Here is a 14,292-nt window from a genome sequence, read left to right as displayed (position 1 = left end):
CGTCGTGTCCCCTCACCCGTGCTCCTGGGCGCAAGTTCGGACCCATGTTGTCAATATGCGGCATCACAGAGGTCCAATGCCAGGGTCCGCGAGTCGTTCAGCCGGTTGATCGCATCGTTGAACGGGCTCGGGCCGATATCGTCGGCGATCGCGGTGGCCACGGCCCGCGCGGCGTCCACCCACTGGTCGAGCGCATCACGTAGTTCCGGGCTCAGCGGGTCCGACAGGCTGCCCGCCACCAGGTCGGCGCTGCCCCGCAGGGAATCGATGGCCGGTCCCGCCGATCCCGCCACATCGGCACTGGAGTTGTAGGCGTCGACGTAGCCGTTGACCGCGGTGATGGCGTCGGCACTGCTGGAGCTGAGCGCCTCGCACGAGCTGTGCACGGCTTCCTGGGTGATCGAGGCCTGCCGTTCGGACTCACGGGCGCTGGAGCTGGCCGCCGATTCGGCGATCGATGCCGATACCGAGGCTTGATACAGCGGGGCGTCGGCCGTGTCGACGGTGGCGGTGCCGGGGACGACGCTGCTGCAGCCCACGACGATCATCGCCAGGCCGGCCGGACCGCCGACGGCGAGCGCGGCGATGCGCAGCCGCGTCGGTGCAGGACAGCCCCGCCAACTGGTCAGCATCGTGATCGAACTTACCGGTTCGCGCCCCGGATCGCCGGATCATTCCGCGAGCCGACCCCGCTCGGGCGCATCGGGCAGGATAGGAGCACGATGGAGGGTGCCACAAGCACCACGAGAAGCATCTTCAACCGAGGAGCCGTAGTTGACCACCGAGTTCGCGCGCCAAGACCTGGCTCAAAACTCTGGCACTGCAGGCGAACCCGACCGGGTCCGTGTGATCCGCGAGGGCGTCGCCTCATATCTGCCCGATATCGATTCCGAAGAGACCGGCGAGTGGTTGGAGTCGTTCGACCAGTTGGTTGAGCGGTCCGGCCCGGCCCGCGCGCGGTATCTGTTGTTGCGCCTGCTGGAACGTGCCAGCGAGCAGCGTGTCGCCATCCCGGCGTTGACGTCCACCGATTACGTGAACACCATCCCGACCGAGTTGGAGCCCTGGTTCCCCGGTGACGAGGACGTCGAGCGTCGCTACCGGGCCTGGATCCGGTGGAACGCGGCCATCATGGTGCACCGGGCGCAGCGCCCGGGAGTCGGTGTCGGCGGCCATATTTCGACGTATGCCTCCTCGGCATCGCTGTACGAGGTGGGCTTCAACCACTTCTTCCGCGGCAAGTCCCATCCCGGTGGTGGCGATCAGATCTTCATCCAGGGTCATGCCTCCCCCGGCGTGTACGCCCGCGCCTTCCTCGAGGGCCGGCTGAGCACCGACCAGCTCGACGGCTTCCGCCAGGAACATTCGCATCCCGGCGGCGGGCTGCCCTCGTACCCGCATCCGCGGCTGATGCCCGACTTCTGGGAGTTCCCCACGGTGTCGATGGGCCTGGGCCCGATGAACGCCATCTACCAGGCCCGGTTCAACCACTACCTGCACGATCGCGGTATCAGGGACACCTCCGATCAGCACGTGTGGGCGTTCCTCGGTGACGGTGAGATGGACGAGCCCGAATCGCGCGGCCTGATCCAGGTCGCCGCCAACGAGGGCCTGGACAACCTGACCTTCGTGGTGAACTGCAACCTGCAGCGCCTCGACGGCCCGGTCCGCGGCAACGGCAAGATCATCCAGGAGCTGGAGTCCTTCTTCCGCGGTGCCGGCTGGAACGTCATCAAGGTCGTCTGGGGCCGCGAATGGGATGCCCTGCTGCACGCCGACCGCGACGGCGCGCTGGTGAACCTGATGAACACCACCCCCGACGGTGACTACCAGACCTACAAGGCCAACGACGGCGCCTACGTGCGTGACCACTTCTTCGGCCGGGACCCGCGCACCAAGGCGCTGGTGGAGCCGATGACCGACCGGGAGATCTGGAACCTCAAGCGCGGCGGGCACGACTACCGCAAGGTGTACGCGGCCTACCGGGCGGCGATGGAGCACAAGGGTCAGCCCACGATCATCCTGGCCAAGACCATCAAGGGCTACACGTTGGGCCAGCACTTCGAGGGCCGCAACGCCACGCATCAGATGAAAAAGCTTGCGCTGGAAGACCTCAAGGCGTTCCGCGATGTCACCCGCGTGCCCATCTCCGATGCGCAGCTCGAAGAGGATCCGTACCTGCCGCCGTACTACCACCCCGGGCCCAACGCCCCGGAGATCCGGTATCTGCTGGACCGTCGCCGCACTTTGGGCGGGTTCCTGCCCGAACGGCGGACCAAGACCAAGACGCTGACCCTGCCGCCGACCGACACCTACAAGGCGCTGAAGAAGGGGTCGGGCAAGCAGCCCGTGGCCACCACCATGGCCACCGTGCGCACGTTCAAGGAACTGTTGCGCGACAAGAACATCGGGCCGCGGATCGTGCCGATCATCCCCGACGAGGCACGCACGTTCGGGATGGACTCGTGGTTCCCGAGCCTGAAGATCTACAACCGCAACGGCCAGCTGTACACCGCCGTCGACTCCGAGCTGATGCTGGCCTACAAGGAGTCCGAGGTCGGCCAGATCCTGCACGAGGGCATCAACGAGGCCGGCTCCACGTCGAGCTTCACCGCGGTGGGCACCTCGTATGCCACCCAGAACGAGCCGATGATCCCGATCTACATCTTCTATTCGATGTTCGGGTTCCAGCGCACCGGTGACGGGCTGTGGGCGGCGGCTGATCAGATGGCCCGCGGATTCGTGCTCGGCGCCACCGCCGGGCGCACCACCCTGACCGGTGAGGGGCTGCAGCACGCCGACGGGCACTCACTGCTGCTGGCCTCGACCAACCCGGCGGCGGTCACCTACGATCCGGCGTTCGCCTACGAGATCGCCCATATCGTGGAAAGCGGCCTGAAGCGGATGTACGGGGAAAACCCCGAGAACATCTTCTTCTACATCACCATCTACAACGAGCCCTACGTCCAGCCCGCCGAGCCGGAGAACTTCGATCCCGAGGGCGTGCTGCGCGGGATGTACCGGTTCCGGGCCGCGACCGAGAAGCGCACCAGCGCCGCTCAGATCCTGGCCTCGGGTGTGTCGATGCCGGAGGCGCTGAAGGCCGCCGACATGCTGGCCGACAAGTGGGATGTGGCCGCCGACGTCTGGTCGGTGACCAGCTGGGGCGAGCTGAACCGCGACGGCGTGGAGGTCGAGAAGCAGCGGCTGCGCCATCCCGGCGAGCCCGAACCGACCGCATATGTCACCAAGGTGCTCGCCGATGCGGCCGGCCCGGTCGTCGCGGTCTCGGACTGGATGCGGGCGGTGCCCGAGCAGATCCGGCCCTGGGTGCCCGGTACCTACCTCACCCTGGGCACCGACGGTTTCGGGTTCTCAGACACCCGTCCGGCCGCGCGGCGCTACTTCAACACCGACGCCGAATCCGTCGTCGTCGCGGTGCTCGAGGCGCTGGCCCGCGACGGTGAGATCGATCCGTCGGTCGCCGTCGCCGCGGCCAAGGAGTACCGCATCGACGATGTGCAGGCCGCCGACGTGTCCTACGCCGACACCGGTTCCGCCTGATCGTGGCGTGTGGAGCCTCGCCCGGAACGAATAAGGGCGAGGCTCCACAAACGCGACGGTAAAATTTTAGAGGTGTCCGACAATTCGTTCCCCGAGCCACGTTCTCCGCTCACGATCCTGGAGGGCGTTCCGGAGTCGCTGCGCCGTCGGTTGAAGCAGTACTCGGGCCGGTTGGCCACCGAAACGGTGCAGGCGATGCAGGAGCGGCTGCCGTTCTTCGCCGACCTGGAGGCCTCTCAGCGGGCGAGCGTGCAACTGGTCGTGCAGACCGCCGTCGTCAACTTCGCCGAGTGGCTGCACGACCCGGGCAGCGACCTCGGCTACACCGCCGAGGCCTTCGCACTGGTGCCGCAGGACCTGACCCGTCACGTCGCGCTGCGCCAGACCGTGGACATGGTGCGGGTGACCACGGAGTTCCTCGAGGAACTGCTGCCGATGCTTGGCCGCAACGAAGAGCAGACCAAGGCATTGACCGTCGGCATCCTGCGCTACAGCCGCGATCTGGCGTTCGCCGCCGCTGCGAGCTACGCCGACGCGGCCGAGGCGCGCGGAGCGTGGGACACCCGGATGGAGGCCAACATCGTCGACGCCATCGTGCGCGGCGACGCGGGCAGCGGACTGCAATCGCAGGCGGCCGCCCTGAACTGGGACGCGACGGCTCCGGCCACCGTCATCGTGGGCACACCGCGCCCTGATCGCATCGACCTGGCCATCGGCGATGTACACGCCGTAGGCAACCGGCACAACAGGGCCACCCTCTCCGATGTGCACGGCACCTGGCTGGTCGCCATCGTGTCGGGATCCCTGTCACTGACCGACCGATTCCTCGCCGACCTGCTCACCGTCTTCGACGACGGGCCCGTCGTCGTGGGCCCGACGGCGACGAGCCTGTCCGGCCTGCACCGCAGCGCCGCCGAGGCGATGGCCGGCATGCATGCCGTCGCGGGCTGGAACGGCGCCCCGCGTCCGGTATCGGCCCGCGAGTTGTTGCCCGAACGCGCCCTGCTCGGCGACGAGACGGCCGTCGCCGCCTTGGAGAGCGAGGTGATGCGGCCTCTGGCCGACGCCGGCCCCGCCCTCACCGAGACACTGGACAGCTACCTCGACTCGGGCGGCGCCATCGAAGCGTGCGCGCGCAAATTGTTCGTTCATCCAAACACCGTGCGGTACCGGCTGAAGCGGATCGCCGACTTCACGGGCCGCGATCCCACCGTGCCCCGCGATGCCTACGTTCTGCGGGTCGCCACCACCGTGGGCAGGCTGCAACGTGACGTGGGCCACTTCAACACCTCAAACAGCAGTACAACGAGACCTGCGGGGCAATCCGGGTCGGGCTGGGGCGGCTATCTGGGATGAACCGAGATCGCAACGAGGTCTCGGCACGGCCGCTTCACGTGCTCTTTTGTGGAAACTCCACAAAAGAATAAGACAAGGTTCATAATCTCTTACACCGCACTATGAGGCCCTCACAGTGTTTTCTTAATCCCGTGCTTGCTTTGCTTGCTCCCGGACAGGGATCCCAGACGCCCGGCATGCTCACCCCGTGGGTCGAGCTGCCCGGTGCCGCCGAGCGCCTGGCCGCATGGTCGCAGATCAGCGATCTGGATCTCGTGCGGCTGGGCACCACCGCCACCGCCGAGGAGATCACCGACACCGCGGTGACCCAGCCGCTGGTCGTGGCCGCCACCCTGCTGGCCCACGAGGAGCTCACCAAGCGCAATCTGCTGGGCGACAAGGACGCCGTGGTCGCCGGCCATTCGGTCGGTGAGATCGCCGCCTACGTCATCGCCGGCGTCATCTCCGCCGATGACGCGGTCAAGCTGGCCGCCACCCGCGGCGCCGAGATGGCCAAGGCCTGCGCCCTGGAGCCCACCGGCATGGCCGCGGTGCTCGGTGGCGACGAGGCCGAAGTACTGGCCCGGCTGGAATCCCTGGATCTGATCCCGGCCAACCGCAACGCCGCCGGCCAGATCGTGGCCGCCGGGGCCGTCGCCGCGCTGGAGAAGCTGGCCGAGGATCCCCCGGCCAAGGCCCGGGTCCGGGTGCTGGCCACCGCCGGCGCCTTCCACACGCACTACATGGCCACCGCCGCCGAGGGCTACGCGGCCGCCGCCGCGCAGGTCGCCACGGCCGAGCCCACCAAGACCCTGCTGTCCAACGCCGATGGCAAGCCGGTGGCCGATGCCGCCGACGCCATGGCCAAGCTGATCGCGCAGATGACCCAGCCGGTGCGCTGGGATCTGACCAACGAGACGCTGCGCGGAAACCAGCTGACGGCGATCGTCGAGTTCCCGCCCGCCGGGACACTGGTCGGCATCGCCAAACGAGAACTGAAGGGCACACCGACACATGCGGTCAAGGCCCCCTCAGACCTGGACGGACTCGCCGAGCTCTGAGTCTTTCGGGTAGCACTGCCCATAACAGAACGTCTGACACTCCGACAGCCGGAGTGCGCCAACAAAGAAGGAGCCATTGTGGCCGCCAGCCAGGAAGAAATCATCGCCGGTCTCGCCGAGATCATCGAAGAGGTCACCGGTATCGAGCCGTCCGAGGTCACCCCGGAGAAGTCGTTCGTCGACGATCTGGACATCGACTCGCTGTCGATGGTCGAGATCGCCGTGCAGACCGAGGACAAGTACGGCGTGAAGATCCCCGACGAGGACCTCGCCGGTCTGCGCACCGTCGGTGACGTCGTCGCCTACATCCAGAAGCTCGAGGCCGAGAACCCCGAGGCCGCTGCCGCCCTGCGCGAGAAGTTTGGCTCGGAATGAGCAAACCTTCCACTGCTAACGGCGGGTTCCCGAATGTCGTGGTGACCGCCGTTACGGCGACCACGTCGATCGCACCGGATATCGAGAGCACGTGGAAGGGCCTGCTGGCCGGCGAGAGCGGCATCCGCAAGCTCGAAGACGATTTCGTCGAGAAGTGGGACCTGGCAGCCAAGATCGGCGGTCACCTCAAGGAGCCGCTCGATCCGCTGATGTCCCGCCTCGAGATGCGGCGCATGTCCTACGTGCAGCGGATGGCCAAGTACCTCGGCAATCAGCTGTGGGAGACCGCGGGTAAGCCGGAGGTCGATCCCGACCGCTTCACGGTCGTGATCGGCACGGGTCTCGGTGGCGGCGAGAAGATCGTCGAGACCTATGACGCGATGAACGAGGGCGGGCCGCGCAAGGTGTCCCCGCTCGCCGTTCAGATGATCATGCCCAACGGTGCCGCGGCCGTCGTCGGCCTCGAGCTCGGTGCCCGGGCCGGCGTCATCACCCCGGTCTCGGCGTGTTCGTCAGGGTCGGAGGGCATCGCCCACGCATGGCGTCAGATCGTCATGGGTGACGCCGATATCGCGGTCTGCGGTGGTGTCGAAGGTGCCATCGAGGCACTGCCCATCGCGGCGTTCTCGATGATGCGTGCGATGTCGACCCGCAACGAGGATCCGGAAGGCGCCTCCCGTCCGTTCGACAAGGATCGCGACGGGTTCGTCTTCGGTGAAGCCGGCGCGCTCATGGTCATCGAGACCGAGGAGCACGCCCTGGCCCGTGGCGCCAAACCGCTGGCCCGCCTGATGGGTGCCGGTATCACATCCGACGCGTTCCACATGGTGGCCCCGGCCGCCGACGGTCTGCGCGCCGGCCAGGCGATGAAGCGTGCGATGGAGACCGCTGGTCTGTCCCCGAAGGACATCAGCCATGTCAACGCCCACGCCACGGCCACCCCGATCGGCGACACCGCGGAGGCCAACGCACTGCGCGTGGCCGGCGTCGGTGAAGCCGCGGTCTACGCGCCGAAGTCGGCGCTGGGCCACTCGATCGGTGCCGTGGGTGCCCTGGAGTCGATCCTGACGGTGCTCGCCCTGCGCGACGGCGTCATCCCGCCGACGCTCAACTACGAGACCCCCGATCCCGAGATCGATCTCGACGTTGTTGCAGGCGAGCCGCGATACGGTGACTACCAGTACGCCATCAACAATTCGTTCGGGTTCGGCGGCCACAATGTGGCTCTGGCGTTCGGACGATACTGAGGCTTGAGCAGCAGGCCACAGCAGAGAGAGATTCTGTAACAAAGGTGGGGAACGGCTTGAACAAGCTGTCTACGGGGAACGGTCTGCCCAACGTGGTCGTCACTGGCATCGCCATGACGACCGCGTTGGCCACCGACGCCGAAACGACCTGGAAGAAGCTGCTCGGCGGCGAAAGTGGCATCCGGCTGCTCGAGGACGACTTCGTCACCGAGTATGACCTGCCCGTCCGTATCGGTGGCCATCTGCTCGAGGGGTTCGACGACGAACTGACTCGTGTCGAGCTCCGCAGGTTGTCGTACCTGCAGAAGATGGCCACCGTGATCGGCCGGCGGGTGTGGGAGAACGCCGGTGCACCCGAGGTGGACCCCAAGCGCCTGATGGTGTCGATCGGCACCGGCCTGGGATCCACCGAGGAACTGGTGTTCGCCTATGACGGCATGCGGGCCAAGGGTCTGCGCGCCGTCTCGCCGCTGGTCGTCCAGATGTACATGCCCAACGGCGCCGCGGCGGCCGTCGGCTTGGAACGCAAGGCGAAAGCCGGTGTGAACACTGTGATCTCGGCGTGCGCGTCGGGTTCGGAGGGGATCGCCAACGCCTGGCGCAACATCGTGCTCGGCGAGGCCGACATCGCCATCTGCGGTGGTGTGGAGACCAAGATCGAAGCGGTGCCGATCGCCGGTTTCGCCCAGATGCGCATCGTGCTGTCCAACACCAACGACAACCCCGCGGGCGCCTGCCGCCCATTCGACCGGGACCGCAACGGCTTCGTCTTCGGTGAGGGCGGCGCCATGATGGTCATCGAGACCGAGGAGCACGCCAAGGCACGCGGAGCCAACATCCTGGCCCGCATCATGGGTGCCAGCGTCACCTCCGACGGCTACCACATCGTGGCTCCGGACCCCAACGGCGAGCAGGCCGGCTATGCGATGAGCCGGTCGATCGAACTGGCCGGGTTGCAGCCCTCCGATATCGACCACGTCAATGCGCACGCGACCGGCACCTCCGTCGGTGACGTCGCCGAGGGCGTGGCCATCAACAACGCGATGAAGGGGCACAAGCCCGCGGTCTACGCGCCGAAGGCGGCCCTGGGCCATTCGGTCGGAGCGGTCGGTGCGGTGGAGTCCATTCTCACGGTGCTCGCCTTGCGGGACGGGATCATCCCGCCCACGCTGAACCTGAAGAATCTGGACCCCGAGATCGACCTGGACGTGGTGGCCGACGAGCCGCGCTCCGGCAACTTCACATACGCGATCAACAACTCGTTCGGATTCGGTGGGCACAACGTGGCGCTCACCTTCGGAAAGTACTGACCTAGAAGTAACCCGAGGGCGCCGGTCACCATCCGACGCGCAAGAGGAGGACTGGATGACCATCATGGCTCCCGAAGCGGCCGCCGAGTCGCTCGATCCCCGTGACCCGCTGCTGCGGCTGAGCACGTTTTTCGACGACGGCAGCGTCTCGCTGCTGCACGAGCGCGACAAGTCCGGTGTGCTGGCCGCGGCCGGCACCGTCAACGGTGTGCGCACCATCGCGTTCTGCACCGACGGCACCGTGATGGGCGGGGCGATGGGCATCGAGGGATGCGCACACATCGTGAACGCCTATGACACCGCCATCGAGGAGCAGAGCCCGATCGTGGGCATCTGGCACTCCGGCGGCGCACGCCTGGCCGAGGGCGTCAAGGCGCTGCACGCGGTCGGCCTGGTCTTCGAGGCGATGATCCGGGCGTCCGGTTACATCCCGCAGATCTCGGTGGTCGTCGGCTTCGCCGCCGGCGGTGCCGCCTACGGGCCCGCCCTGACCGACGTCATCATCATGGCGCCGGAGAGCAAGGTCTTCGTCACCGGTCCCGACGTGGTGCGCAGCGTCACCGGCGAGGACGTCGACATGGTGTCCCTCGGCGGCCCGGAGGCCCACCACAAGAAGTCCGGCGTGTGCCACATCGTCGCCGATGACGAACTCGACGCCTACGAGCGCGGCCGCCGCCTCGTCGGATTGTTCTGCCAACAGGGGCATTTCGACCGCAGCAAGGCCGAGGCCGGCGATGTCGACCTCAAGGCCCTGATGCCCGAGTCGGCCCGCCGTGCCTACGACGTGCACCCGATCGTCGAGGCGCTGCTGGACAAGGACGCCCCCTTCGACGAGTTCCAGTCCCGCTGGGCACCGTCGATCGTCGTCGGCCTGGGCCGGTTGGCCGGGCGTTCGGTCGGCGTCATCGCCAACAACCCGCTGCGCCTCGGCGGCTGCCTGAACTCCGAAAGTGCCGAGAAGTCGGCACGTTTCGTGCGGCTGTGTGATGCCTTCGGCATCCCGCTGGTCGTCGTCGTCGACGTGCCGGGCTACCTGCCCGGTGTGGACCAGGAGTGGGGCGGGGTGGTGCGTCGCGGCGCCAAGCTGCTGCACGCCTTCGGTGAGGCCACCGTCCCGCGCGTCACCCTGGTGACCCGCAAGATCTACGGCGGCGCCTACATCGCCATGAACTCGCGCTCCCTGGGTGCCACCAAGGTGTTCGCCTGGCCGGACGCCGAGGTCGCCGTGATGGGCGCCAAGGCCGCGGTCGGCATCCTGCACAAGCGTAAGCTCGCCGCCGCGCCCGACCACGAGCGCGAGGCCCTGCACGAGGAGCTGGCCGCCGAGCACGAGCGGATCGCCGGTGGTGTGGACAGTGCCATCGAGATCGGCGTGGTGGACGCCAAGATCGACCCGGCGCACACCCGCAGCGTGATCACCCAGGCGCTGGCCGAGGCACCCGCGCGCCGCGGCCGCCACAAGAACATCCCGCTGTAAGGGTCTCCTTTCCTTCGCGAGCAGACGTAAAACTGCCCCTTTTCCGAGGAAAAGGGGCAGTTTTACGTCTGCTCGTCGGCGTTCAGCCGGCAGTCATCGGGTTGTGTAGCCGCCATTGGCGAAGACGGTCTGCCCGGTGATCCAGTGTCCTTCGTCGGCCAAGAACAGCACCAGCGGGGCAATGTCCTCGATGAGCGTCAAACGCCCGCCCATGGCCTGGGACTTGTGGAACTCGACTCGCTCCGGGGTCTCCTGACCGTAGAAGAACGGGGTGTCCATCGGACCGGGACCGATGTTGTTGACGTTGATTCCGCGAGCAGCGAACTCCTTGGCCGCCGCGCGGGTGAAATGTTCGACCGGACTCTTCGCGCCGGCGTAGGTGGAATAGCCGTCTGTGAATGCGGCCAGCAGCGCGGTGACGATGGTGATGACCGAACCGTTGTCGGCGAGGCGGCGGCCCGCCTGCTGCAGGAAGAAGTAGGCCGCCTTGGCGTTGATGTCGAACATCGAATCGTATTCGGACTCGGTGGTTTCCACGATCGGCTTGCGGAGGACCTTGCCGACGGTGTTGATCGCGATGTCGACCTGACCGAACGCATCGACAGCGGTGTCGAACAGGTTCTCGACGTTGGCAGGCACCGTGAGATCGCCCTGCACCTTGATGGCTTTGACGCCGGCCCGCTCGGCCTCGGCAACGGTCCCATCGGCATCGGACTCGGTAGCCGAGCTGTTGTAGTGCACAGCCACGTTGACACCACGCTGCGCCAAACTCCGGCTGATCAAACCACCAAGATTTTTGGCACCAGCGGCGACGACTGCTGACTTTCCTCTGATTTCGCTCACGCAGGGCACGCTATCGAGGAGTCAAACAAATTAAAAACAGCTCTTACCTTAATTTCAACAAGTAATGGTTGTAGATTATGGTGCGTGACTCTCGATCTGCGACGACTGGGCCACTTCGTCGCGGTGGCCGAGGCCGGCAGCTTCACCGCCGCAGCAGCCACCCTGCACATCACCCAGCAGGCGTTGAGTCAGTCGGTCCAGTTGCTCGAGAAAGACCTCGGTGCTCAGCTCTTCATGCGATCGGGGCGCCGCATCACCCCGACCGCAGCGGGAGCACAACTGGTGATCGAAGGGCGGGTGCTGCTGGCCGCCGCCGACACCGTGGCCAACCGGGTCTCGCGCACCGCAGACGACAGACCGGAGGTGTTCGTCGTCGGCCACACCCCCGCGCTGAGCTCTGCGGAGGTGTACGCCAGACTCGAACCCGCAATCGACACGTTCGGCCACCTGTCGGTCAGCTGTCGCCAGATGTATCCCGACGATCTTCTGCGCGAGACCCTCGAAGGCACCGTGCATTTGGGGTTGCGCCGCGGCATCGCACCCACCGCCGAATTGTCCTCCGCGATCATCGGTTATGACCGGGTGCGGGTGGCGGTCCATTGCGAGCACCGGCTGGCAGACGCGACGACCATCGATATTCACGAACTTTCCGGCGAGCAGATCGCCCTCTGGTCACCGCCCGGAGCGTCCTACTACAGCGACTTCCTGATGGGTGCGTGCCGACGCGCGGGTTTCGAGCCCGATTTCGTCGTCAGCCGCGTCCAGGGCTCGGCAACGGTCGCCGCACCTCTGACGACCGGAGCGCCGGCTTTCGTCACCACGCAGGCGGGCCCGGCAATGGACGGTCGAGTGCGGGTCATCGACCTCGAACCCGAGCTGCTAGTCGGCGTGCAGGCGCTGTGGCAGCGGCACACTCAATCGGCATTCCGCGATGCCATCCTCTCGGTCGGCTGAATCAGACGAACTCCGCGGCCGCCGCTGCCGCCCGTTCGCGGTCCTCGGCGACCAACCCGATCCGGGTGCGCCGGTCCAGGATGTCGTCGGCGTCCAACGCACCCTCATGCGTCACCGCGTACTCGAATTCGGCACGGAGGACATCGATTCCGGCGGCCACCGGTTCGGTCGGCCGATCGCAGGTCGCCATGGCGATCACATTGGGCGCCTCGGCACCGAAGCGGGCCACCAGCGAGGGCGGCGGGTCGGCCTGGGCGCGCACGGCGGCGACGGGATTGGTCGGCGCTCCGACCAGCGGCAGGTTGCGGGTCCGGCACGGCGCGGCGGTCAGCCCGCGCAGCGCAATGGCGCGGTCCAGGACATCCTCGGCCATGTACCGGTATTCGGTGAGCTTGCCGCCGACGACGCTGATGACACCGTTGTCGGACTCGGTGACGGCATGGTCGCGGGACAGGTCGGCGGTGTGCCCCTCGCTCTCGATCAGCGGGCGTAAGCCGGCGTAGGCACCGCGCACGTCGGCTTCGGTCAGTGCGGTGTCCAGCGCGGTGTTGACGGTATCGAGCAGGAAGCGCACCTCATCCGACGTGGGTTGCGGCACATCGGGTATCGGCCCGGGTGCGTCCTCGTCGGTGAGACCGAGATAGACGCGGCCGAGTTGTTCGGGCATGGCGAACACGAATCGGTTCAACTCGCCGGGAATCGGGATGGTCAGCGCTGCGGTCGGGTTGCCGAACGCCGCCGCGTCGAACACGAGGTGGGTGCCGCGGCTGGGCCGCAACCGGATCGACGGGTCCACCTCTCCCGCCCAGACACCGGCGGCATTGATCACCGCACGGGCGCGAAGCTGCAGCGTCTGCCCACTGAGTTCATCGGTCAACCGCACCGAATCCCCCTGTGCCAGCTCCGCTTTCATCCGGGTCAGGATCCTCGCGCCGTACTGCGCGGCGGTGCGCGCCACCGCGACGACGAGGCGGGCATCGTCGATGAGCTGACCGTCGTAGGCCAGGAAGGCGCCGTCGAGACCGTCACGGCGCACCGTTGGCGCCAGCGCGACGGCACGCTGGGCATCGACGCGACGCGACCGCGGCAGCACACCGGCCGGCGTCCCGGCCATCTTGCGCAGACCGTCACCGGCGAGGAAACCGGTGCGCACCAGAGCACGCGAGGCCCGGTTCATGGCCGGTAGCAACGGCACCAATTGCGGCATGGCGCTGACCAGATGAGGGGCGTTGCGCGTCATCAGGATTCCGCGTTCGGCGGCGCTGCGCCGGGCGATGCCGATATTGCCCGAGGCCAGATATCGCAGACCGCCGTGCACCAGCTTCGAGCTCCAGCGGCTGGTACCGAAGGCCAGATCATGCTTCTCGACCAGCACCACGCGCAACCCCCGGGTCGCCGCGTCCAGCGCGATACCGGCTCCGGTGATGCCGCCGCCGATCACCAGCACGTCGACCGGCTCGGTCAGCGCCTCCAAATCGGCGCTGCGCCGCGCACGGTTGAGTGCACTGGCGTGTGGGGATGCTGGGGTCATGGCTGCAGGTATCCGTTCAGGGCGTGGGCCAGTTCGTCGGCGAGCGCGTCGGCATCCAGGATCGGTTCGACCATCTGCGCGGACTGCACGGTGGACTGGGTGATCAGCAGGCACATCGCGGCGAGCCGACGTGGGTCACCGGAGCGGACGCTGCCGTCCTCCTGGGCCAACTTGAGCTGGCCGGCCACGGCGTCGATGAGGATCTGCTGACTGGTGCCCAGGCGCTCGGCGATGTACACCATCGCCAGTTCGGGCGCGTTGTGCAGCACCGTCATCACGATCTCGTCGTGCTGCAGCCGCCCGGCGACTCCAACAATGCGCGCCACCAGGGCCTGCCGTCCGATCTCGCGGTCGTCGGCGCCGTCGAGCACGCGGATCACCCGCGCAGTCAGCAACGCGGCCAGGATCGATCGGGTGTCCGGGAAGCGCCGGTACACGGTCGGCCGACTGACCCCGGCGCGCCGGGCGATCTCGGCCAGCGTCACCCGCTCCACGCCGAAGGCGATCACGCATTCGGCGGCGGCATCGAGGATCCGATCGCCGAGCGAATCATCGTTACTGATTGACACCATGTGTAATACTGTAACGCATGACG

Annotated in this window: 12 protein-coding genes; 8 read left to right on the top strand and 4 right to left on the bottom strand. The window is 67.1% G+C overall.

Annotated elements, in window-relative coordinates:
* Window positions 1-50: 50 nt before the first annotated feature.
* Window positions 51-632, bottom strand: a complete 582-nt coding sequence (locus ACWDUN_RS26730) for a hypothetical protein (protein ID WP_449933467.1) — start codon at window positions 630-632, stop codon at window positions 51-53.
* Window positions 633-774: 142 nt separating this feature from the next.
* Here ACWDUN_RS26730 and aceE point away from each other — a divergent pair, with 142 nt between their 5' ends.
* From aceE to ACWDUN_RS26695, 7 genes are all read left to right on the top strand, one after another.
* Window positions 775-3,564, top strand: a complete 2,790-nt coding sequence (gene aceE, locus ACWDUN_RS26725) for a pyruvate dehydrogenase (acetyl-transferring), homodimeric type (RefSeq protein ID WP_449933466.1) — start codon at window positions 775-777, stop codon at window positions 3,562-3,564.
* A gap of 63 nt (window positions 3,565-3,627) precedes the next feature.
* Window positions 3,628-4,920, top strand: a complete 1,293-nt coding sequence (locus ACWDUN_RS26720; protein ID WP_449933531.1) for a PucR family transcriptional regulator — start codon at window positions 3,628-3,630, stop codon at window positions 4,918-4,920.
* Window positions 4,921-5,051: 131 nt separating this feature from the next.
* Window positions 5,052-5,960, top strand: coding sequence for an ACP S-malonyltransferase (locus ACWDUN_RS26715; protein ID WP_449933464.1), 909 nt, complete (start codon window positions 5,052-5,054; stop codon window positions 5,958-5,960).
* A gap of 78 nt (window positions 5,961-6,038) precedes the next feature.
* Window positions 6,039-6,335 (top strand): meromycolate extension acyl carrier protein AcpM, encoded by a 297-nt coding sequence (acpM, locus tag ACWDUN_RS26710; RefSeq protein WP_030136494.1) that lies wholly within the window; start codon window positions 6,039-6,041, stop codon window positions 6,333-6,335.
* Window positions 6,332-7,582 carry a 3-oxoacyl-ACP synthase KasA gene (kasA, locus tag ACWDUN_RS26705; RefSeq protein WP_449933462.1) on the top strand — a complete coding sequence of 417 codons (1,251 nt, stop codon included), beginning with the start codon at window positions 6,332-6,334 and terminating at the stop codon, window positions 7,580-7,582. The genes acpM and kasA overlap by 4 nt, the downstream gene beginning before the upstream one ends.
* A 56-nt stretch (window positions 7,583-7,638) precedes the next feature.
* A complete protein-coding gene (gene kasB / locus ACWDUN_RS26700) occupies window positions 7,639-8,892 on the top strand; it encodes a 3-oxoacyl-ACP synthase KasB (RefSeq protein WP_449933461.1) in 1,254 nt (417 codons plus the stop codon).
* A 55-nt stretch (window positions 8,893-8,947) separates the two neighbouring features.
* The gene (locus ACWDUN_RS26695; RefSeq protein ID WP_449933460.1) at window positions 8,948-10,369 is read left to right on the top strand and encodes an acyl-CoA carboxylase subunit beta; all 1,422 of its coding nucleotides are present in this window, start codon (window positions 8,948-8,950) and stop codon (window positions 10,367-10,369) included.
* A gap of 93 nt (window positions 10,370-10,462) precedes the next feature.
* Here the strand turns inward: ACWDUN_RS26695 and ACWDUN_RS26690 are convergent, their stop codons facing one another.
* Window positions 10,463-11,212 carry an SDR family oxidoreductase gene (locus ACWDUN_RS26690; protein WP_449933458.1) on the bottom strand — a complete coding sequence of 250 codons (750 nt, stop codon included), beginning with the start codon at window positions 11,210-11,212 and terminating at the stop codon, window positions 10,463-10,465.
* 84 nt (window positions 11,213-11,296) lie between these two features.
* Here ACWDUN_RS26690 and ACWDUN_RS26685 point away from each other — a divergent pair, with 84 nt between their 5' ends.
* Window positions 11,297-12,166 carry a LysR family transcriptional regulator gene (locus tag ACWDUN_RS26685; RefSeq protein ID WP_449933456.1) on the top strand — a complete coding sequence of 290 codons (870 nt, stop codon included), beginning with the start codon at window positions 11,297-11,299 and terminating at the stop codon, window positions 12,164-12,166.
* A 1-nt stretch (window position 12,167) separates the two neighbouring features.
* Here ACWDUN_RS26685 and ACWDUN_RS26680 read toward each other — a convergent pair whose 3' ends face one another.
* Complete coding sequence (locus ACWDUN_RS26680) at window positions 12,168-13,697, bottom strand: glycerol-3-phosphate dehydrogenase/oxidase (protein WP_449933455.1); 1,530 nt, start codon at window positions 13,695-13,697, stop codon at window positions 12,168-12,170.
* Window positions 13,694-14,269, bottom strand: coding sequence for a TetR/AcrR family transcriptional regulator (locus ACWDUN_RS26675; RefSeq protein ID WP_449933454.1), 576 nt, complete (start codon window positions 14,267-14,269; stop codon window positions 13,694-13,696). The genes ACWDUN_RS26680 and ACWDUN_RS26675 overlap by 4 nt, the downstream gene beginning before the upstream one ends.
* Between the last annotated feature and the right edge of the window lie 23 nt (window positions 14,270-14,292).

It is taken from the genome of Mycobacterium sp. NPDC003323, assembly GCF_053589535.1.
Note: the sequence above shows the minus strand (reverse complement) of the source record. Positions and strands in the feature narration are given on the sequence as shown.